Source organism: Chlorobium sp., from assembly GCF_021740465.1.
GTDB lineage: Bacteria > Bacteroidota > Chlorobiia > Chlorobiales > Chlorobiaceae > Chlorobium.
This window is the reverse complement of record NZ_JAIOZR010000006.1, coordinates 110,507-129,695: the sequence shown is the minus strand read 5'-3', so window position 1 is coordinate 129,695 and position 19,189 is coordinate 110,507. Positions and strand designations below refer to the sequence as shown.

21 protein-coding genes and 1 pseudogene are annotated in these 19,189 nt (G+C 55.4%); 13 read left to right on the top strand and 9 right to left on the bottom strand.

The genetic code is table 11. The features are described from left to right. From K9G39_RS04640 to K9G39_RS04620, 5 genes and pseudogenes are all read right to left on the bottom strand, one after another. Positions 1-424: pseudogene (locus tag K9G39_RS04640) on the bottom strand (Hsp70 family protein); the annotation flags it as partial. A 22-nt stretch (positions 425-446) separates the two neighbouring features. Then, entirely contained in the window at positions 447-1,802 is a 1,356-nt protein-coding gene (locus tag K9G39_RS04635; protein ID WP_292003766.1) for a hypothetical protein, read from the bottom strand. Between the two features lie 433 nt (positions 1,803-2,235). Continuing rightward, complete coding sequence (locus K9G39_RS04630) at positions 2,236-3,915, bottom strand: Na/Pi cotransporter family protein (protein WP_292003770.1); 1,680 nt, start codon at positions 3,913-3,915, stop codon at positions 2,236-2,238. An 11-nt stretch (positions 3,916-3,926) separates the two neighbouring features. Continuing rightward, the gene (locus K9G39_RS04625) at positions 3,927-4,403 is read right to left on the bottom strand and encodes an SRPBCC family protein (RefSeq protein ID WP_292003765.1); all 477 of its coding nucleotides are present in this window, start codon (positions 4,401-4,403) and stop codon (positions 3,927-3,929) included. Between the two features lie 25 nt (positions 4,404-4,428). Further along, complete coding sequence (locus tag K9G39_RS04620) at positions 4,429-4,560, bottom strand: hypothetical protein (RefSeq protein ID WP_292003764.1); 132 nt, start codon at positions 4,558-4,560, stop codon at positions 4,429-4,431. A gap of 15 nt (positions 4,561-4,575) precedes the next feature. Between K9G39_RS04620 and K9G39_RS04615 the strand changes: the two genes are divergently transcribed. The 13 genes from K9G39_RS04615 to rsxA all read left to right on the top strand — a co-directional run bounded on the left by K9G39_RS04615 (position 4,576) and on the right by rsxA (position 16,540). After that, entirely contained in the window at positions 4,576-4,986 is a 411-nt protein-coding gene (locus tag K9G39_RS04615; RefSeq protein ID WP_292003763.1) for an NUDIX hydrolase, read from the top strand. Next, positions 4,964-5,842 carry a cobalamin-binding protein gene (locus tag K9G39_RS04610; protein WP_292003762.1) on the top strand — a complete coding sequence of 293 codons (879 nt, stop codon included), beginning with the start codon at positions 4,964-4,966 and terminating at the stop codon, positions 5,840-5,842. The genes K9G39_RS04615 and K9G39_RS04610 overlap by 23 nt, the downstream gene beginning before the upstream one ends. A gap of 105 nt (positions 5,843-5,947) precedes the next feature. After that, positions 5,948-7,207 carry an MFS transporter gene (locus K9G39_RS04605; protein WP_292003761.1) on the top strand — a complete coding sequence of 420 codons (1,260 nt, stop codon included), beginning with the start codon at positions 5,948-5,950 and terminating at the stop codon, positions 7,205-7,207. A gap of 30 nt (positions 7,208-7,237) precedes the next feature. Then, positions 7,238-8,272: a Gfo/Idh/MocA family oxidoreductase gene (locus tag K9G39_RS04600; protein WP_292003760.1), complete on the top strand. Its 1,035-nt coding sequence runs from the start codon at positions 7,238-7,240 to the stop codon at positions 8,270-8,272. 25 nt (positions 8,273-8,297) lie between these two features. Beyond that, the gene (locus tag K9G39_RS04595) at positions 8,298-9,713 is read left to right on the top strand and encodes a CCA tRNA nucleotidyltransferase (RefSeq protein ID WP_292003759.1); all 1,416 of its coding nucleotides are present in this window, start codon (positions 8,298-8,300) and stop codon (positions 9,711-9,713) included. A 90-nt stretch (positions 9,714-9,803) separates the two neighbouring features. Next, positions 9,804-11,108: an adenylosuccinate lyase gene (purB, locus tag K9G39_RS04590; RefSeq protein WP_292003758.1), complete on the top strand. Its 1,305-nt coding sequence runs from the start codon at positions 9,804-9,806 to the stop codon at positions 11,106-11,108. Between the two features lie 165 nt (positions 11,109-11,273). Next, positions 11,274-11,651: a SoxR reducing system RseC family protein gene (locus K9G39_RS04585; protein WP_292003757.1), complete on the top strand. Its 378-nt coding sequence runs from the start codon at positions 11,274-11,276 to the stop codon at positions 11,649-11,651. Between the two features lie 6 nt (positions 11,652-11,657). Beyond that, positions 11,658-12,497, top strand: coding sequence for a Fe-S cluster domain-containing protein (locus K9G39_RS04580; RefSeq protein WP_292003756.1), 840 nt, complete (start codon positions 11,658-11,660; stop codon positions 12,495-12,497). Beyond that, on the top strand, positions 12,498-13,823 hold the full coding sequence (gene rsxC / locus K9G39_RS04575; protein WP_292003755.1) for an electron transport complex subunit RsxC: 1,326 nt from the start codon (positions 12,498-12,500) through the stop codon (positions 13,821-13,823). A 23-nt stretch (positions 13,824-13,846) separates the two neighbouring features. Continuing rightward, entirely contained in the window at positions 13,847-14,821 is a 975-nt protein-coding gene (locus K9G39_RS04570) for an RnfABCDGE type electron transport complex subunit D (RefSeq protein WP_292003754.1), read from the top strand. After that, the gene (locus K9G39_RS04565; RefSeq protein WP_292003753.1) at positions 14,818-15,363 is read left to right on the top strand and encodes an RnfABCDGE type electron transport complex subunit G; all 546 of its coding nucleotides are present in this window, start codon (positions 14,818-14,820) and stop codon (positions 15,361-15,363) included. Before K9G39_RS04570 ends, K9G39_RS04565 begins: the two co-directional genes overlap by 4 nt. Further along, positions 15,360-15,965, top strand: a complete 606-nt coding sequence (locus tag K9G39_RS04560) for an electron transport complex subunit E (RefSeq protein WP_292003752.1) — start codon at positions 15,360-15,362, stop codon at positions 15,963-15,965. Before K9G39_RS04565 ends, K9G39_RS04560 begins: the two co-directional genes overlap by 4 nt. Further along, on the top strand, positions 15,962-16,540 hold the full coding sequence (gene rsxA, locus K9G39_RS04555; RefSeq protein ID WP_292003751.1) for an electron transport complex subunit RsxA: 579 nt from the start codon (positions 15,962-15,964) through the stop codon (positions 16,538-16,540). The genes K9G39_RS04560 and rsxA overlap by 4 nt, the downstream gene beginning before the upstream one ends. A 55-nt stretch (positions 16,541-16,595) precedes the next feature. On the opposite strand, the gene mnhG is transcribed toward rsxA, so the two are convergent. The 4 genes from mnhG to K9G39_RS04535 are packed head-to-tail and all read right to left on the bottom strand — an operon-like array spanning position 16,596 to position 19,187. Next, entirely contained in the window at positions 16,596-16,943 is a 348-nt protein-coding gene (gene mnhG / locus K9G39_RS04550; RefSeq protein ID WP_292003750.1) for a monovalent cation/H(+) antiporter subunit G, read from the bottom strand. Continuing rightward, positions 16,940-17,212 (bottom strand): monovalent cation/H+ antiporter complex subunit F, encoded by a 273-nt coding sequence (locus K9G39_RS04545; protein WP_292003749.1) that lies wholly within the window; start codon positions 17,210-17,212, stop codon positions 16,940-16,942. The genes mnhG and K9G39_RS04545 overlap by 4 nt, the downstream gene beginning before the upstream one ends. Then, entirely contained in the window at positions 17,209-17,682 is a 474-nt protein-coding gene (locus K9G39_RS04540; protein ID WP_292003748.1) for a Na+/H+ antiporter subunit E, read from the bottom strand. The genes K9G39_RS04545 and K9G39_RS04540 overlap by 4 nt, the downstream gene beginning before the upstream one ends. After that, positions 17,679-19,187: a Na+/H+ antiporter subunit D gene (locus K9G39_RS04535; protein ID WP_292003747.1), complete on the bottom strand. Its 1,509-nt coding sequence runs from the start codon at positions 19,185-19,187 to the stop codon at positions 17,679-17,681. The genes K9G39_RS04540 and K9G39_RS04535 overlap by 4 nt, the downstream gene beginning before the upstream one ends. Positions 19,188-19,189: the final 2 nt, after the last annotated feature.

Sequence of the window (19,189 nt, the reverse complement as noted above, 5' to 3'; positions counted from 1 at the left end):
TATAGTGGTCGAAAGCTTCAACAGGGACGGTCAGCACGATCTCCTCGTCGATGTCGCCGAAATAGCCGCGCACGAACATCAGGATGCGATCGACGAGCTCGTCCGCCGCATGGCGGGGGTAGATAACCCTGCCGTTGACGCGCCGTCCGCGATTGGCCCCGCCGGTGCGGAGCATATCCATTTTCAGCCACCTGAAGGTTCCCGGATGGTTGACAAGGCCTGAAGCGCCGACCTGGCTGCCGGCAAGGAGCCCGTTATCTTCCGTAAAATGAATGACGGAGGGAATGACCCGCGCGGGTTCCGATCCCGGCTGCGGAAACCTGATGCCGAGATTGGGCAGTTCGGGAGTTTCCACGGCATGCAGGGCTTCGTTCCAGCGTGCGACCACGCTGTTGCATGTCCCGAAATCAAAAGCGAGAGCCATTACGTCAAACGGTTATCATGCTTTACCACTCCATATCCGTCATATCTTCCGCCTCCACTGCCGTTTTTTCCGCAGCGTCGTCGCTGCCGTCGACGGTGATCAGACCGCGAAGAAAGTACCCCTCGAGGAGCCCGAGCAATTGCAGGAGTTTCCGCTGCAGCTCTGCCGACCGGTCTGCCGGTCCGGCACCGGTATGCAGCCTGTCCATCAGCATGCTGCTCTCTTCCGGCGAACCGGGCAGGCGTGTCGCGAGGATATCGGCCACGATGTTGTTCTGCAGCCGCAGCCAGCTGACGTGCTCCTGCCGGGAGCCGCCCTCCGGCACAACGACGAGATAGTGCAGCGCGAGTTTTTCGGGCCAGGTGCCGTTCCGGGCGATCTCCTGCAGCCTGCTGCGGGGAACCGATCCCCGCTGCGCTCCGGCAAAGAGCGCTCCGGCCCGTCTGAAGGGATCCGGGCTCGAAAGATCCTGCTCCTGCAGCTCGCATGTTCGATACCGTTCCTTCCAGAACGAGAAGATATCCCTCGTGCCGGGCGGTCGGGAGGGCCGTGATTCAGGAAGAAGCCCCGGCAGTTCGCGGTAGAGGGCGACCGCAGCCTCGACGACGGCTTTTCCGGAGGGGTTTTTCGGCCTTCCGCCGCTCTCTTCCCAGTAGTCGACAACCTCGAGCGCACTGGTGAAGGGCAAACCGTGCAGCCTGTCGAGCAGCGCGTCGTGATCGCCGCAGAGTTTAAGCGCCTCGATCACCAGTTGCGGGTCGTGCCCCTCCCTGACGGCATGGTCGTAAGCCGCCACAAGCCGGGGATTCTGACTCTTCAGGACTGTTGTGCTGATCCGCTGCCTCCGGGCGCCGAACGCGGCAAGCCATGCTTTTTCGAAAATGGAGTGATCGGGATCCTCAAGAACGAGATAGCGCTCCGGATTGCCTCGCGCAAGCCCGAAAAGGGCGTCCATCTCGAGCGCGGGCGCATGGCGGCCTTTCGCTTCGATCTTTTCGGCGATGTCGTCGCGATCCAGAAGACTCCAGAGCGTGAACGCCATACCGTTGCCCCAGTCGGTTTCCGGCATGGCCTCAATCGCCCGCAGCAAATCCTGCAGCAGCGTTTCGGATGCGTGCGTCCTCTTCAGCAGCTCTTCGAAGCGACGCGATTTCCAGTAGTTCCACAGGGCGCCGTGCATGACCGGCCCGTCGGCGTGCTGCAGAAGCAGCAGACGGCGGAATATCGCATCCGCTTCCGGATGCCCCCCCTCTACCGCGCCCGCCAGCTCAAGGGCGGCTTCACGGCTGTTGCCCGAAAACAGACGCTCCACCGCCCTCTTTCTGAGGAACGCGCCGAGGAGCGGGGTTGTGGCAAAAAGGTGTTTTTCGGCTTGCATCAGGCTACTGACAATCCACAAATGAATGATATGGAGATTATACTATATCACGTTATATCAGGCAAACAGAATAAGCAGTTAGCAGTTAGCGGTTAGCGGTTAGCGGTTAGCGGTTAGCGGTTAGCGGTTAGCGGTTAGCGGTTAGCGGTTAGCGGTTAGCGGTTAGCGGTTAGCGGTTAGCGGTTAGCGGTTAGCGGTTAGCGGTTAGCGGTTAGCGGTTAGCGGTAAAAATAGCCTGAACGACAGTTCAGCGCAAAAAAACCTGCACTATGTATAGCTATAACTTCAGACACTCTTCCTCCTCCGGACTTCCAGCTAACCGCCCACCACTCACCACTCACCGCCCACATCTTCTACTACTGCCTACTGCCTACTGACTACTGTCTACTGACTACTGTCTACTGACTACTGTCTACTGACTACTGTCTACTGTCTACTGACTTCCCGCATTCATGATGCTGCGGGCTATGCTCTTGCAGTAGTGATGCATCTCTTCGAAGGCGTGCAGCAGCTCCATATGCCGGTCGTGCGTCATGGCGGATTCGGGGAGACTGCGCAGCCTTTGCAGATGCCGGGCTTCAGCTGCGGCGGCAAGCACAAGAAAATCGTCGGCACCGTGCATGATTGCCGATGCCCTGGCGGCACTCATCTCCTGCACGGCACCGGTAAGGCCGGCAACTTCACTGCAGAGGAAGGCATGCAGGGCCCTCAGATCCGCCTTGCCTTCGGCCGTCAGAGCGGACGAGGATTTGGAAGTTCGTTCAGGCAACTTCTGCAGAAGCGCCTCGATGCTGTCGCCTATCGACTCCTGGTCCTTGACGATAGTCATGAGGGCGAACACCTCCCGGGACTCCCGTTCTCCGAGCTCCTGCCGGCTGATGGCAATGAGATAGTCCGAAACCTTCGATTCGATAAAATCGATCTTCTCCTCACGCATTCTGATTCCGCCGATCAGGGAGAGTTCCGCAAAAACGCTGTCCCTTGCCGAACCGCTTCCGGTAATGGCCGGCAGCGAAGCTCCGACCATCCGTTCGAGAATACGGTTCATTCGTACGGTTTCGGCCCTTGCATAGCTCAGGGCAAGTGAAGGGGTCGAAAGCGCCGTGGCGGTGACGTACCAGACGGAAGGCTGCCGCCGCGTCTCTTCGGGACTGTCGGGAATAAGTCGGGTCAGCAGCTTCGCCCAGAACGGAATCAGCGGAAGAAACATGACGGCCATGAACACATTGTAAAGGGTATGCGCATTGGCGATCTGGCGGGGAATGACTGTTCCCGGAACACCCTCGACCGGAGAGAGCATGCGCACGAGATCGGCATACCAGGGAATCAGAAAAAGAAAAACAGCCACTCCACTCACGTTGAACAGTACCTGGGCCAGAGCCACCCGCTTTGCCGAACGGACCATGCCGAGACTTGCAAGCGAAGCCGTAATGCAAGTGCCGATATTCGAGCCGAGGAGCAGCGGAATACCCGCTTCAAGCGAAAGCGATCCCTGCTGGGCAAGCGTGATCACAATGACGATGAACGCCCCGCTGCTCTGTATCAGACCGGTCAGCAGCATACCGGCAAGCACGCTGTACAGCGGATTTTCCATGTAACCGAGAAGCTCCAGAAACGGCCCGTACGAACGGAGCGGGGCAACGGCTCCCGACATAATGCTCATCCCGAAGAGAAAAAGCCCGAATCCGTAGAGCGCTTCTCCCGCATTGCGGAGCGCTTCCCGCCGGCTCAGGAGGTTGATGGCGAAACCCGCGGCGAAAACCGGCAGGCCGTACTCGTGAATCCTGAAGGCGATAAGCTGGGCCATCGCCGTAGTGCCTATTTCCGCACCCAGAATGATTGAAAGCGCCTGCTGGTAGGTCATAAGCTGCGACTGCACCAGCCCGACAAGCATGACCATGATGGTGCTGCTCGACTGCACCATCATGGTGGCAAGGGCTCCGGCAAGCAGTCCGGAAAACCTGTTATCGGTGATACGGGCAATGAAATCGCGCATGCGGCTTCCCGCGGCCTTCTTGAGGCCGCCGCTCATCACCCGTATGCCGTAGAGAAACAGGGCAAGCCCTCCGGCAAAAGCGATCGCTACGGAAAAAAAGAAAAGCCCGCTTTCCATTGATGACAAGGTTAATGCTGTTTGGCCAACACCCCGAGAATCTCGCCCACCTTTCTTTTCCTGTACGCGAACACCTCGTCGAGACGACGGCTCACGATCAGAGCGTTGACCAGATCGCCGAAAGCTCCCATCGGCATGACATAGTCGATCCGGTCGTTCATCTCGACGCCTCCCGGAATTTCACGGAACTGATGTCGGTGGCTCCAGCTCTCGTAAGGGCCCGATTTCTGCCGGTCCTCGAAAAAGAACGGCCTCTCCACCTTTGTTATTTCGGTCTCCCACTGCACCGGCAGCATCATGAAGGGATAGAGCGTATAGGTGATCAGCATCCCCTCGTAAATCGGCTGACCGGCCGCACCGTTGATTATCCTGAACATCATTTCAGGAGGAGTAATCCTTGCAAGATTCGACGGAGCCGAGAAAAAATCCCAGGCTTCCCCTATCGAAACCGGTATGCACTGCCTGAAGGTCAGGGTGTTGAGCCCCATAGTAAAGCGTATTCTGTTACCGTTTTCAGCTATAACGGTTTGAAGAGCCAAAAAGTAGCAGCGTGTAATGCATCGAGACGGAATATTTTGCAGCGGGGAGCATTCGGAAATCATCTTTTTTTGCCATTTTGCCTGCTGCAGAAAAGATTTCGTCCATGTAACCGCCATCCCCATGACAAAAGCCACGGTAGCCGCCATCATCGCGCCGGACAGGGCAAACCGCCCGACGGTGCTGCTCACCCGGAGAGCCGTCAGCCCTTTCAGGGGATTCTGGTGCCTTCCCGGAGGACATATCGACCAGGGCGAAACCGCTCTTGCCGCCGTTATCCGGGAGGTAGCCGAAGAGACCGGCCTCGCATTCTCCAACCCCCGGTTCCTCTGCTACACCGATGAAATTTTCCCGCAATACGACTTCCATGCCGTTGCTCTTGCGTTTTTCGGAACAGCGGATGGAACCCTCCGCCTGATGCCCGACGAGGTCGAGGAAACGGGATGGTTCACTCTCGACGAGGCGCTCTCGATGCCGCTCGCTTTCAATCACAACGAACTCCTGAAACAGTATGCGACCCGTAACCCGGTATAACGGCGTTTCCGCCCTGCTCCTGCTCTTCTCGATCCTTCTGTGCGCCGGCTGCAGGAAAGCCGACAGCGGAGCTGAAGCGCAGCGGGAGACGAAACCCCGAATCGTGAGCCTCGCGCCAAGCGTTACCGAAATGATCTTCGCTATCGGAGCCGGAGAGCATCTGGTTGGACGCACCACGGCGTGCGACTGGCCTGCGGAAGCTGCCGATGTTCCGGTTGCGGGTGCATTCGGCAGGCCGTCGATGGAGGTGCTGGCCTCCATGCATCCGGACATCGTCATCGACGTCGATCTCGAAGAGGAACGTAACGGCGGCAAAATCAGGGATCTGGGCATCCGTACCGAACGGATCGTCTGCAAAAACCCTGACGATATTCCCGGAGCGCTCAGGACACTGGGAAAACTTACCGGCCACCGGCACCAGGCCGACAGCCTTGCCGCCGTCATTGAAAAAGGCCTTGCCAAATTCAGGGAGAAAAACCTCCGTCGCAGGCAGAAGCCTCTGGTCTATCTTGAAATATGGGATGATCCTTTCTGGACCGGAGGCAGGGAGAGCTACACCTCGGCTTTGATCAGCTATGCAGGAGGACACAATATCGGCGATGCCGTCCGGAAGGAGTATTTCGAAATCTCGCAGGAGTGGGTCATCGAACAGAACCCCGACATCATCGCCTGCATGTACATGTCGAAAGATACCCCTGCCGCTTCGGGTGTCATGCAGAGAAACGGCTGGCACCATATCAGCGCGGTAAAGCATAAAAAGGTGTTCGACGGATTCGACAACAGTCTTTTTCTGCGGCCGGGCCCGAGAGTGCTGGAGGGAATCGCACAGCTCGATCGGCTTATCGAAAAAAAATAAACCCTCTGAACCCCCTGTTTTTCACTACAGCCTGCCGGAAAAGGGGTGAATTGATTATCTTTGAGGCCTTAGTTCGATGGTGCCGCAATATAACAGCATGCATGCATGAAGAAATCGCCACTGGTCATCCTCCTCCTTACCGTTCTGCTCGATCTGATCGGGTTCGGCATTGTTCTGCCCCTGCTGCCGACCTATGCCAAAGACCTCGGTGCAAATCCCTTCATGATCGGCCTTATCGCCGCGATTTTCTCCATCATGCAGTTCATCTTCTCTCCGCTCTGGGGAAAGCTGAGCGACAAGATCGGCCGACGTCCCGTCATGCTCATCAGCATTTTCATCACCTCTTTTTCATACCTGATCTTCTCGCAGGCCGACAATATTCCGCTTCTGATTTTTGCCAGAGGGCTTTCCGGTATCGGATCGGCCAACATTGCTGCGGCACAGGCCTACATTACCGATGTGACTGACAGTAAAAGCCGCTCGGGCGCCATGGGCATGATCGGCGCCGCGTTCGGCGTAGGGTTCATTATCGGGCCTCTCGTCGGCGGGCTGCTCAAACATAACTACGGCATCGAAATGGTGGGGTATGTGGCCTCAGGTCTGATATTCCTCGACTTCATTCTCGCGGTTTTCTTTCTGCCGGAATCCAACAAAAAAGCCGAAAAGCTTGCGCTCAGCATGTTCGGCCGCAGGGGCGAGGGTGCGGGCTCTTCCTCTTTTCTGAAAGCGAAGGCCGACGAATACATCGACGGTCTGAAACTGACCTTCAGTTCGAAGCCGCTTGCTCTGCTGATGATCGCCAACTACATCTTCACCTTCGCCATCGTCAACATGCAGGTGGCCTCCATCCTGCTCTGGAAGGAGTATTTCCTCGCATCCGACCAGCAGATCGGCTACATTTTCGCCTATGTAGGCTTTTTTTCGGTCATCGTACAGGGCGGGCTGATCGGACGTCTCATCAAGAAACTCGGCGAACACAGGCTTTTTCTCTGGGGTCATCTGTTCACCTTTGCCGGCGTTTTTTTCGTACCGTTCATCCCCCAGGACACGCTGTTCTCCTACGGGCTCCTGATCCTGCTCTGTTTTGCTATCGGCACGAGCCTTGTGGCTCCCATCAATCTTTCCATGATCTCGCTCTACAGCTACAAGCAGCAGCAGGGGCAGATTCTCGGCCTTTCGCAGTCGGTAAACTCCTTCGCCCGTATCATGGGGCCGTTCAGCGGCAGTATTCTTTATGGCATGAATTTTCATGCCCCCTACATTGTAGCCGGCCTGCTTACCATCATAGGCACTTTTATTGCACTCGCCCTGTTCAAGTATAAAATTGAAGCTCTGAAACCTGCTGCAGAACCTGAACGTATCTGAACGGCTTTTCTGCATGAGAAAAAAACTGATATGCGTATAGGAGTTATCGGAACAGGCAAGCTCGGCGAATTTCACACGAAACTGCTCGCGGATATCGCCCTTGAATCCCCGGATGTAGATATGGCAGGTGTTTTCGACAGGAACAGCCTGCGCGCCGAAGAGATAGCCGGCAAATACGGCGTCCGGCAGTTCGATTCCATCGAGCAGCTTGCCGCGAACTGCGATGCCGCCGTGATCGCCACGACGACAAGCACCCATTTCGATATTGCACGACAGATGCTCGGCGAAAAAAAGCATCTCTTCATCGAGAAGCCTATAACGGCGACAATCGAAGAGGCCGATGAACTGATCAGGCTCGAAGAGGAGAACGGGGTTCGCATTCAGGTAGGCCATATCGAACGCTTCAATCCCGCACTCCGCGCAGTGGAGTCCTATATCGGGGAACCGATGTACATTCAGGCTGAGCGGCTGAGCGGATTTTCGCTCAGGGTGACCGATGTTTCGGTGGTGCTCGATCTTATGATTCACGATATCGATCTGGTGCTATCGCTCATCAAATCCGACATCAAAAGCATTGCCGCTTCAGGCGTAAGGGTTTTTTCCAACGAGCTCGACATGGCCACGGCGAGAATAGACTTCATGAACGGCGCCACGGCCAACGTGACGGCAAGCCGTCTGAGCCGAAGCAGGCTCCGGAAAATGCGGTTTTTCTGCAATGAACCGAAAAGCTATGCGTCGCTTGACCTGACCAGCGGAAAATCGGAAGTATTCCGGCTGGTGCACCCCGCAGAGGCTTCATCGAAAAATCCTGTCAAAACCTATGCCGCCCGGAAAATACTCGAACAGTTCGGAGAGATAAAGGAGGCCATGCAGGGTATGGTGCTCGACTACATCACCCCCGATGTTCCGAAAACCAACGCACTTCGAGACGAACTCCGGCATTTTATCGACGCAGTGCTGAACGACAGACCGGTTGCGGTGAGTTCGAAAGACGGCCGCAAAGCCGTTATGGTAGCCGACCGTATAACCGATGAAATTGCCTGTAATGCAGCATTGTTCGATTGAATGTTCCGAAAGGCAAAAGATGAACTTGAAGCAATTTACAGAACGTGATATACCGGCTGTCCTGTTCCGTATCGGCAAACTTGCCGACAGCCTGAACCTGCCCTGTTATCTGGTCGGCGGCTATGTCCGCGACATCCTCATTGAAAAGCTGTGCAGCGACATCGATATCATGGTGGTAGGCGAACCGGTAGCCTTTGCCGAAATCATCCGCAAGGAGCTGTCGGCAAGGAACTTCGTCGTGTTCGAGCGGTTCAGGACCGCGCAGCTTGAAGTGACCGATGAAAAAGCGGGCGCGCTGAAAGTGGAGGTTGTTGGCGCACGTAAAGAATCATACAACCCGGATTCCCGAAAACCGGTCACGGAGATCGGGACGCTGGAAGACGATCTTTCAAGAAGGGATTTCACCATCAACGCCCTTGCCGTAAGCCTCAATGCCGAAAACCGGGGAACGCTTGTCGATCTCTACAACGGTCTTGGCGATCTTGAACGCCGGATACTGAAAACGCCGCTCGACCCGGAACAGACATTCTCGGACGACCCGCTCAGGATGATGCGCGCGGCGCGCTTTGTCGCGCAGCTTGCTTTTACCCCCGATCCGGCAATGCTCACGGCCATGAGTGCCATGCATGAGAGGATAGGGATTGTCTCAAGGGAAAGAATCAGCCAGGAGTTCTTTAAAATCATGTTGAGCCCGAAGCCATCTGCAGGTCTCAGGATGCTTTATGACACCGGAATTCTCGGCGATATCCTTCCCGAGGTGACCGCGATGGCCGGCATCGAACAGGTTGACGGACTCGGTCACAAGGACACACTCTTCCACACTTTTCAGGTGGTTGACAATGTCGCCGCTCACTCCGACAAGCTCTGGCTGAGGATTTCGGCTCTTTTGCACGATATTGCAAAACCTCTCACCAAGCGGTTCCACCCTTCCACCGGATGGACCTTTCACGGCCATGAAGCCGTGGGCATACGGATCGTTGCAAAAATCTTCAAGTCCATGCGCTGGCCGCAGGAACCGCTCGACTACGTGCAGAAAATGGTTCAGCTCCACCACCGCCCCATTCCGCTCTCCAGGGAGGAAATTACCGACTCGGCAATCCGCCGCCTGATGTATGACGCCGGGCCCGATCTTGAAGACCTCATGAGCCTCTGCAGGGCCGACGTGACCAGCAAAAACCCTCGAAAGGTGGTGCGCATCATGAAGAATTTCGGCAACGTCGAACAGAAAATCGCCGAAGTCGCCGAAAAAGACCTGCTTGCCAGCTGGAGGCCTCCCATCAGCGGTTCCGATATCATGGAAACACTGGGACTCACCGAAGGCAAACTGGTTGGTATCATCAAAAGCCGGATGGAAAATGCCGTTATCGACGGCATCATTCCCTACGAGCGGGAAGCTGCGCTTGCCTACGTCAGGAAGCTCCATGCCGAACTCGGCAGCTGAAGGCGACGAGCTGGGTTTTCTTCTTTCTAAACCGTATATTCAGGGCTCTTTGCTGCCGAAAGACCCGAAAACCATTAAACCGTTCAGACGTTGATCCCACGTTACTCACCTGAAGATATCTCGGCAATCTGGACCGAAGAAGCAAAATTCCAGCGCTGGCTCCAGCTTGAAATCGCTGCCGTGGAAGCCCGGATGGAAGCCGGTTTCGTGCCCGAAGAGGCACTGCAGACCATCACTGAAAAAGCGAGGTTCAAGGTGGATGAAATCCTTGAAATCGAAAAGGAAACCAAGCACGACGTCATCGCATTTCTCACCAATGTCGCCGGATATGTAGGTCCCCAGTCCCGTTACATCCACGAAGGACTCACCTCCTCGGATGTGGTGGATACATGCCTTGCCATGCAGATGCGCGATGCAGGTAAAATCATTCTTGCCGATATTGAAAACCTCGTCGCCGTGCTTGCCAAACGCGCCGTCGAGTTCAAGTACACTCTTGAAATGGGCCGCACCCACGGCATTCATGCCGAGCCGACCACCTTCGGCCTTAAACTGCTGCTCTGGCACCAGGAGATGCTGCGCAATCTCGACCGCATGAAAAAAGCCGTCGTCACGATCTCTGTCGGCAAAATCTCCGGAGCGGTAGGCACCTATCAGCACCTTTCACCGAAAATCGAAGCCGCTGTCTGCCGGAAGCTCGGACTGGAACCATCCTCGATCTCCACCCAGATACTGCAGCGCGACAGGCATGCGGAATTCGCCACAACACTGGCCATAATCGCCTCCTCGATCGAGAAATTCTCGGTTGAACTCCGCCACCTGCAGCGTACCGAAGTACGCGAAGCCGAAGAGTTTTTCAGCAAGGGGCAGAAAGGCAGTTCAGCCATGCCTCACAAACGCAATCCGATCACCTTTGAACGCCTGACCGGTCTGGCCCGCGTGGTCCGGTCGAACTCCATCGCGGCAATGGAAAACGTGGCGCTGTGGCACGAGCGCGATATCTCGCATTCGTCGGTAGAGCGCATCATCATGCCCGACTCCACCATTGCCGTGTGCTACATGCTGCGCACCTTCAGCGATTCGCTCGAAACCCTGCTGGTCTATCCGGAGCGCATGGAGGAGAACTTCAACTCGTCCTACGGCCTGACAACCTCGCAGACCCTGCTGCTCGCCCTTACCGGAAAAGGATTGACCCGTGAAGATGCCTACCGGATGGTGCAGCGCAACGCCATGGAGAGCTGGTCGAAAAAAATCCACCTGCGGGATCTTGTGCTCCAGGATGAGGAGATCCTTCAGCATGTAACGCCCGAAGAGATCGCCGGACTGTTCAGCTTCGAAAACATTCTCGGCAAACTCAGAGCGAGCGTCGATACCATATTCGAACGCAACGGACTCTGAGAAAGCTTTGCAAGAGAGAGGGGACCGACAGCGTTACCGGATAAACCCGTCTGTCAGTTCCCCTGTCTCCCTCAGCTTCCTTTTCAGTCTTGCAGAGTTGAACGGTTCGGATCGTTACCGTTGCCGATAATCCATCAGGGATGTTTTTTTATGTACGCAAAAGTCATGAGATCATATGCCGGAAAGGCTGAAATTGCCCTTCTCTGCACCGATGATGCCCCTGAAGGGCTGCATTGCGGTGCATGCAATGCCGGCAAACAGCTCTCGCCGAGAGAAACCGTCCTGGCCGAAAACGCGGTTGGTGCCGGAGCCGGCGACTTCGTAAAGGTCACGATGCGTGAACATGGCGAACTGAAAGCCGCCTTAACGCTCTTTATCGTTCCGCTGCTCTCGTTTCTTATGGCCCTTGTGGCGGCACATGCCGCAAGCATGAGCCTCTGGATATCTTTTCTTTCCGGAGCGGGCGCTCTCGCCCTTACCCTGTTCCTGCTGCGCATTATCCTTAAAAAGAAAACCTACTACCTTATTGCCGGAATCAAATAGCATCCCATGTACAGTGAAACATTTATTCCTGCTGTAGCAAGTCTCGGCTCCCTGGCGCTTGTGCTCGGCATCATCATCCTCTTCGTTTCCAGGAAATTCTTTGTCGCCGAAGATCCGACCGTCAGCATGATCAACGCACTCCTGCCGGGCGTTAACTGCGGGGCCTGCAGCTTTCCGAGCTGCAACCAGTTCGCCGAAGAGCTTGTCAGAACAAGAAATCCGGCAATGACCTGCCCTGTCGGAGGAGGTGAACTGGCTTCGAAGCTCGGTACGGCGCTCGGCATAACCATGGCTGAACCGAAACCGGTAACCTGTGTCGTGCTCTGCCAGGGCCATAACGGCAATGCCCGTGAAAGCGCTCAATATCTCGGCATCCAGGACTGCTGGGCTGCAGCCCAGACATTTGCAGGCACCAAGCAGTGTCGCTTTGCCTGTATCGGTCTCGGCTCCTGCATCGCGTACTGCGATTTCAACGCCATGCGCATCGAAAACGGACTGGTGGTCATCGACAGGGAGCTCTGCACCGGCTGCGGGGCCTGCATACCGGCCTGTCCCTACGGGGTGCTTGCCATGCAGGAGAAAAAAACCGAACGGTATTTCATCGCCTGCAGTTCGCACGACCGCGGAGCCGATACACGCAAGGCCTGCGATGCAGGCTGTACCGCCTGCCAGAAATGTGTCAAGGAGTGCCCGGAACAGGCCATCGTCATCGATAATTTCCTCGCCTCCATCATTCAGGAAAAATGCACCTCCTGCGGCAAGTGCATTGAAGTATGCCCGACAAAGGTGAACTGCATCCTGAGGGTGCGCGACCTGGATAGCGTGAAATCAAAAAAAGCGTCGTAAATGAAGACCTTCAAGACAGGTGGAATTCACCCCCCGGAACAGAAACTGACCAGCGGAAAAGCCGTTGAAGTCATGCCGCTTCCCCCGGAACTGGCCGTATCGATGAGCCAGCACCTCGGCAAACCGGCAAAACCGGTTGTAAAGGTTGGCGACGAGGTCGGAAAAGGGCAGCTGATCGGCACTGCCGACGGCTTCATTTCGGCAAATGTCCATGCTCCGACAAGCGGAAAAATCAGGGCGGTTAAACCGCATCCCCATCCGGGCGGACAGTATTCGATGACCGTGTTTATTACTCCGGACGGCCTGGACAAGTGGCAGGAAGGGCTCAACACTCCCGAAATCGACTGGAAAACGCTTTCGAAAGAGGAAATCCTCAGACGGATCACCGATGCGGGCGTTGTGGGCATGGGAGGAGCAGGCTTCCCTTCCGGCGTCAAACTCTCTCCGCCGAAAGATAAAACCATCGACACCGTCATTCTCAACGGTGCGGAGTGTGAACCGTTTCTCACCGCGGATCACCGGGTCATGGTCGAAGAGCCGGAAGCCATCGTCAAGGGGCTCGAAATCATCACACATCTCTTTCAGGGAAAAGCCCGTGCCGTTATCGGTATTGAATCGAACAAGCCGGATGCCGTCGCGGCACTGAAAAAACACGCCGAACCGAAAGGCATAGAGATTGTCACCCTTGAAACGAAATACCCCCAGGGGGCTGAAAAACAGCTGATCGACGCCATAACCGGCAGAACCGTCAACGAAGGAGAACTTCCTTTCGACAAGGGGTGTTTGGTCCATAATATCGGCACCGCCGTTGCAATTTTCGACGCGGTCTGCAGAAACAGGCCCCTTATTGATCGGGTGGTCACGGTGTCGGGAATGGAGATCCGCTCTGCCCGCAATATCCGGGTGCTGGTCGGCACGAAGTTTTCAGAAATCGCGGCATTCTGCGGCAGCATGACGGAAAAGACCAACCAGGTGATAACCGGCGGCCCCATGATGGGCAAGGCGCAGTTTTCACTCGATGTTCCGGTCACGAAAACCACGTCCGGCATTCTGTTCATCAACAACATCGGGCTCGAGAAATCGGGTGAAAAAACCTGCATCCGCTGCAGCCGCTGCATCTCTGCCTGTCCGCAGAACCTGCAGCCCTGGCTGCTGGCCAACACCGCCCAGCTTCGCGACTTCGAATCCATTGAACTGTACGGCATGTCGAACTGCACGGAGTGCGGCAGCTGCTCCTATGTCTGCCCGTCGAAACGGGAACTGGTTCACTGGATCAGGTTCGCCAAAACGCTCGCAGGTAAACGCAAACAACGTCAATCCGCCTAACCGTATCAGATATCACCGAACACATGGAACCACTCAAGCTTAAAGTTTCCTACGCGCCCTTTGTCCGTTCGAAAGACTCCATCGAGTCGGTCATGTACAACGTCGCCGCTGCGCTTCTGCCGGCAACGCTCGTCTCGGTCTATTTTTTCGGATGGAGGACACTGCTGGTGACGGCGGTAGCCATTGTCAGTTCGATCTGTTTTGAGTGGGCAATCGATAAAATCCGGAAAAAACCGTCTGAATATCTCGACGGCAGCGCCCTGGTGACAGGACAGCTCCTCGCCCTTAATGTGCCTTCAGGTCTGCCGCTCTGGATGATCATCATGGGCGCATTTGTGGCCATCGTCGTGGCAAAACACCTCTTCGGCGGTCTGGGCTTCAATATTTTCAATCCGGCGCTTGTCGCACGGGTTTTCCTGCTGATCTCTTTTCCTGCAGCAATGACCGAGTGGCAGGTACCCTTTTCCGTCGATATGCAGACGGCTGCATCGCCGCTCGGCATTCTGAAAACCGACGGGCTCCAGGCCCTTGCCGATTTCAACATGCTCGACGCCTTTTACGGCATAAGGCCTGGAAGCCTTGGAGAAACCTCGATACTGGCCCTGCTGCCCGGTGCGGGCTGGCTGCTCTACAAAAAGTATATAACCTGGCACATTCCGGTCACCTTTATCGGAGCGACGATGCTCTTTACCGGAATTTTTCATCTCCTTGATCCGCTCAGCTACGCATCACCGCTCTTTCACCTGCTTACCGGCGGCCTGGTGCTCGGAGCATTCTTCATGGCCACAGACATGGTCACAAGCCCCCTTTCGCTCAGGGGCCAGATCATCTTCGGTATCGGCTGTGGAGTGCTGACCGCCATTATCCGCCTCTGGGGCGGTTATCCCGAGGGGGTCTCCTTTGCCATCCTTATCATGAACGCCCTCGTTCCCCTCCTCGACAGATGGGACGTCAGCGAAATCAAGGCTAAAAAACAACAGTCCGTCAAAGCAGTATGAGACCCGTCATCTTTCTTACCCTGGCAGCCCTGATAAGCGCAGCGCTTCTGGCAACTGTAAGCGACTATACCCGTGAACCGATTGCTGCGGCAAAAGCCGAAATGAAACGCAAGGCAATCGAACAGATTTTCCCCTTCAGGGTTCACGGTATGAAAACCGTTACGAAGGGAAAAAGTGTTTTTTATGAGGTCTATGACAGCGAAAACACCCTCAGGGGCATTGCCGTCGAGGCCGATACCGACAAAGGGTACGGAGGCACCATAGAAATCCTGCTTGGCGTGTCGCCCGAACACCGGGTTATCGACTACAAGGTGCTTTCGCATCTTGAGACCCCCGGCCTCGGCGACAAAATAGACAAACCGAAATTCCGGAAGCAGTTTCATGAAAAAATTCTGGAGGGCAGCGTCTGGAAAGTAAAAAAAGACGGCGGGTTTGTCGATGAACTGACCGCGGCAACCATATCCTCACGAGCCATAACCGATGCAGTGCAGAACGGGCTCGAACAGATCAACGAACACTATTCCAATACTGCCGAACAATGAAAGAATCGCTGAATATTCTCACGCGCGGACTGATTCAGGAGAATCCGGTCACGAAAATGCTGCTCGGTCTCTGCCCCGTGCTTGCCGTCACCACCTCGGCGGTCAACGGGCTGGGCATGGGCCTTGCGACAACCTTCGTGCTGCTCGGCTCGAACATGGTCATCTCGCTAACCTCGAAGCTCATACCCGATACGGTACGCATCCCCTCCTTCGTGCTGATCATCGCAACCTTCGTCACCATTGTCGATATGCTCATCAAGGCATTCTCGCCCGAACTGAACCAGTCGCTCGGTATCTTCATTCCGCTGATCGTGGTCAACTGCATCATTCTCGGAAGGGCCGAAGCCTTTGCCAGCCGTTCGGGCCTCTGGCACTCGATGCTCGACGCCATCGGCATGGGAGCCGGCTTCACGCTCTCGCTGCTCCTGCTCTCCTCCATCCGGGAGATTCTCGGTGCGGGAACATTCTTCAATATCCCCCTTGTCGGTGAAGACGCATCCACGGTACTCGTCTTCGCCCTTCCGCCCGGTGCTTTTGCAAGCCTCGGAGCCATTATCGCCCTGATGAACGCCCTCGAAAAGAAAAAAGGAGCTGCAGCATGACCGAATATCTGCTTGTTATCGTCAGCGCGGTATTTGTCAACAATGTGGTTTTTGCCCGATTTCTCGGCATCTGCCCCTATCTGGGTGTTTCGAAAAAACTCGACACCGCTCTCGGAATGGGTTTTGCCGTCACCTTCGTAATGACCATATCGACGGCCATCACCTATGTGCTCTACTATGGCATACTCGTACCCTACAGGATCGAGTTCATGCAGACCGTCATGTACATCCTGGTAATCGCTTCACTGGTGCAGCTCGTCGAAATTGTCCTGAAAAAGGTGAGCAAGTCGCTCTACAGCGCTCTGGGCATCTATCTGCCGCTCATCACTACCAACTGTGCAATTCTCGGCGTGGCGCTGCTGGCAATCCAGGAGAAATACTCCCTGCTCCTTTCGGTGCTCTTCGCATTCTTTTCTGCCGTCGGATTCATACTGGCCATCGTCATTTTTGCAGGCATCCGCGAACGGCTTGAAGATGCCGATATTCCAAAGCCTTTCAGGAATGTGCCGATCGGCCTCATATCCGCGGCGATCCTCTCGCTTGCCTTCATGGGCTTTTCAGGTCTCGTGAAATAAGCCACCACGGCTTGCCTGCAAACGCCCCGCACAACCAGCCGGGGCATTTGCAGGTTCACTCCGAATCCTCACCCCTGTTTTTCATATCCTCGGCCAGTTCGTCGATTTTCGTGTGCTTCCAGAGCGGAACCCCGTCGTAATAGGCCGCCCTGCCGATGATATGAGCAGCAACGGGAGCGGTCAGGAACAGGAACACGATAATCGATATCGCACGTGCGGCTATGGCGATATCGAACCAGTAGAGAACCGTGCCCGCAAGCACGAGGCCGATACCGAGCGTCGAGGCCTTCGTCGTGGCGGACATTCTGGTGTAGAGATCGGGCATTCTGAAAATCCCGATAGCCGAAATCAGAATAAAAAACGTGCCCAGCAGCAGCAGTATGCCTCCGGCTGTCTCTCTCATTGTTTTTTCCCCTTTCCGAGATAAAAAGCGAACGCCACCGTTCCAAGAAAAGCGAGAATGGCGACGATGATGCCTACGTCAAGAAATGTTGTCGAATCGTTCTTAATGGAATAAACCGCTATGAATGCGATGGCGTTCGCCGAGAGAAGATCGAGCGCCACCACCCGGTCGGCTATCGAAGGGCCAATGACCAGTCGCATGAAAATGATCAGAATGGAGAGGCCGATAAGGGCCACCGCCGTATCCACCGACAGATCAATGATATTCATCTCAGCACATCGAGTAATCGTTTTTCAAGACCTTCTTTCAGCTCCTTGCGGAATGCATCGGCATTCCTGACGTACAGCGCATGAACATAGAGCGTTTTTCTGTCCGGAGAGACGTCGAGACTGAGCGTACCGGGAGTGAGCGTCAGCAGATTGGCAAAAAGCGTAATCTCCATATCCGTCCTGGCATCGAGAGGAAAAGCGATGATCCCCGGTTCCATGTAATCTTTCGGCGTCAGAATATCGAAAGCGACCTTGAGATTGGCAATGACCAGTTCCTTGATGAAAAAAAGCATGAACATGAAAACGAGCGGGATCTTTCTGAAGTACGCCTCCCCTCCCAATGCCGGACGCGATATCCATAGAAGCAGATAGCCGATGACCAGACCAGCGGTAAAAGAAGGAATGGTCGCTTCTCCCGTAAGCAGCGTCCATGCGATGGCCAGAAGAATGTTGTAAAGCAGATGGTTCATTCCATTCTCCCGAGTACAGGCGTGATGTATGCCTGCGTGTCAAGCAGCTGTGCTGCCGCAGTTTCTGCCAGGCGAAAAACCGGCTCGAAAAAGACTCCGAGAAGCACGGTCACGAGACCGAGCACGACAACGGGCGAAAAAAGAAGAAGCCTGCGTCCGAAGCCCATCGTTTCATAGCGGTTGCCTTCGACCTGAGGCTGCGGCAAATCCTTCCAGAAAGCTTCGTTCCAGATTTTCATCATCGAAAACAGCGTCAGCAGGCCGACCAGCAGCGCGATACCGGTAACAGCATACTCACCGGCCTGGAAACCCGCTTTTATGATGACGAATTTAGCCCAGAATCCCGAAAGCGGAGGAATTCCGGCAAGAGCGAGTGCGGGAATGAGAAACAGCATGCCGATGACCGGATGAGCGGCATACACCCCTCCGGCCTTTTTCAGGTCATAGGTCCCGGTGATGCGTTCTACGATGCCGCTGACGTAGAACAGGTTTGTTTTGGCTATGATGTTGTGCACGATATAGAACAGCGCGCCGGCAATGGCAAGCGGCGAATGCAGGGCGAGCCCGAAAATCATATACCCGATCTGGCTGATGATATGAAAGGAGAGCAATCTGCGGAAGTCGTACTGTGCAGCCGCACCGAGCACGCCACTGAGCATGGTCAAAGCCGAAGCGGCAAGTAGCACTTCATTGATGAAAACGGCTTCATGCGAAAAGATCGTCGTGAAAAAACGGATCAGGGCATAGACGCCGACCTTGGTGAGCAATCCGGCAAAAATCGCCGAAACCGCAACCGGCGGCGTGTGATAAGAGGCCGGAAGCCAGAAAAAAAGGGGGAAAACTGCCGCTTTCACTCCGAACGTTATCATGAACAGAACCGAAACGACGGCCAGCAGATTCTGTTGAGGAAGATACGGAGTTATCCGGGCAAGATCGGCCATATTGAGGGTTCCCGCCATACCGTACAGAATACCTGCCGCGGCAAGAAACACCGATGAGGAGAGCAGGTTGATGGTGACATATTTTATCGCACCTTCGAGCTGGACCGGAGTACCGCCAAGCACGAGCAGTACGAACGAAGAGATGAGCATGACTTCGAACCAGACATAGAGGTTGAAGACATCGCCGGTCAGGAACGCTCCGTTGATGCCCATCATGAGCAACTGAAGAAGCGGATAATAAAAAAACCTTTCGCGTTCCCGATCGATCGTGGCCAGGGAGTAGAGCACGGTGGTCAGCCCGATCAGAGCGGAAGCTGCAACCATGACGGCCGAAAGCAGATCAGCGGCAAGCGTGATACCGAACGGAGCCCTCCAGCCTCCGACCTGCAGCGTAAGCATGCCCTCTGATATGACGGCAGCGAGAAGCCCGCCCGCAACGGCAAGCAGCAGAAAGGACGACAGGATGCTGATAATGCGCTGGGTCGCTACGGAACGGCGGAAAAACAGCATCGTGATCGCGCTCAAAAGCGGAAAGAGTATGGGAATAATGAGAATCTGCTTCACCC

Coding starts and splice junctions, on each gene's coding strand:
- K9G39_RS04630 (WP_292003770.1), bottom strand. CDS start 3,915: ATGGAAAGCGGGCTTTTCTTTTTTTCCGTAGCGATCGCTTTTGCCGGA.
- K9G39_RS04560 (WP_292003752.1), top strand. CDS start 15,360: ATGAAAGAATCGCTGAATATTCTCACGCGCGGACTGATTCAGGAGAAT.
- rsxA (WP_292003751.1), top strand. CDS start 15,962: ATGACCGAATATCTGCTTGTTATCGTCAGCGCGGTATTTGTCAACAAT.
- K9G39_RS04610 (WP_292003762.1), top strand. CDS start 4,964: ATGCGACCCGTAACCCGGTATAACGGCGTTTCCGCCCTGCTCCTGCTC.
- K9G39_RS04600 (WP_292003760.1), top strand. CDS start 7,238: ATGCGTATAGGAGTTATCGGAACAGGCAAGCTCGGCGAATTTCACACG.
- K9G39_RS04615 (WP_292003763.1), top strand. CDS start 4,576: ATGACAAAAGCCACGGTAGCCGCCATCATCGCGCCGGACAGGGCAAAC.
- K9G39_RS04580 (WP_292003756.1), top strand. CDS start 11,658: ATGTACAGTGAAACATTTATTCCTGCTGTAGCAAGTCTCGGCTCCCTG.
- K9G39_RS04540 (WP_292003748.1), bottom strand. CDS start 17,682: ATGAACCATCTGCTTTACAACATTCTTCTGGCCATCGCATGGACGCTG.
- K9G39_RS04620 (WP_292003764.1), bottom strand. CDS start 4,560: ATGGACGAAATCTTTTCTGCAGCAGGCAAAATGGCAAAAAAAGATGAT.
- K9G39_RS04565 (WP_292003753.1), top strand. CDS start 14,818: ATGAGACCCGTCATCTTTCTTACCCTGGCAGCCCTGATAAGCGCAGCG.
- mnhG (WP_292003750.1), bottom strand. CDS start 16,943: ATGAGAGAGACAGCCGGAGGCATACTGCTGCTGCTGGGCACGTTTTTT.
- K9G39_RS04585 (WP_292003757.1), top strand. CDS start 11,274: ATGAGATCATATGCCGGAAAGGCTGAAATTGCCCTTCTCTGCACCGAT.
- K9G39_RS04570 (WP_292003754.1), top strand. CDS start 13,847: ATGGAACCACTCAAGCTTAAAGTTTCCTACGCGCCCTTTGTCCGTTCG.
- K9G39_RS04635 (WP_292003766.1), bottom strand. CDS start 1,802: ATGCAAGCCGAAAAACACCTTTTTGCCACAACCCCGCTCCTCGGCGCG.
- K9G39_RS04545 (WP_292003749.1), bottom strand. CDS start 17,212: ATGAATATCATTGATCTGTCGGTGGATACGGCGGTGGCCCTTATCGGC.
- rsxC (WP_292003755.1), top strand. CDS start 12,498: ATGAAGACCTTCAAGACAGGTGGAATTCACCCCCCGGAACAGAAACTG.
- K9G39_RS04625 (WP_292003765.1), bottom strand. CDS start 4,403: ATGGGGCTCAACACCCTGACCTTCAGGCAGTGCATACCGGTTTCGATA.
- K9G39_RS04605 (WP_292003761.1), top strand. CDS start 5,948: ATGAAGAAATCGCCACTGGTCATCCTCCTCCTTACCGTTCTGCTCGAT.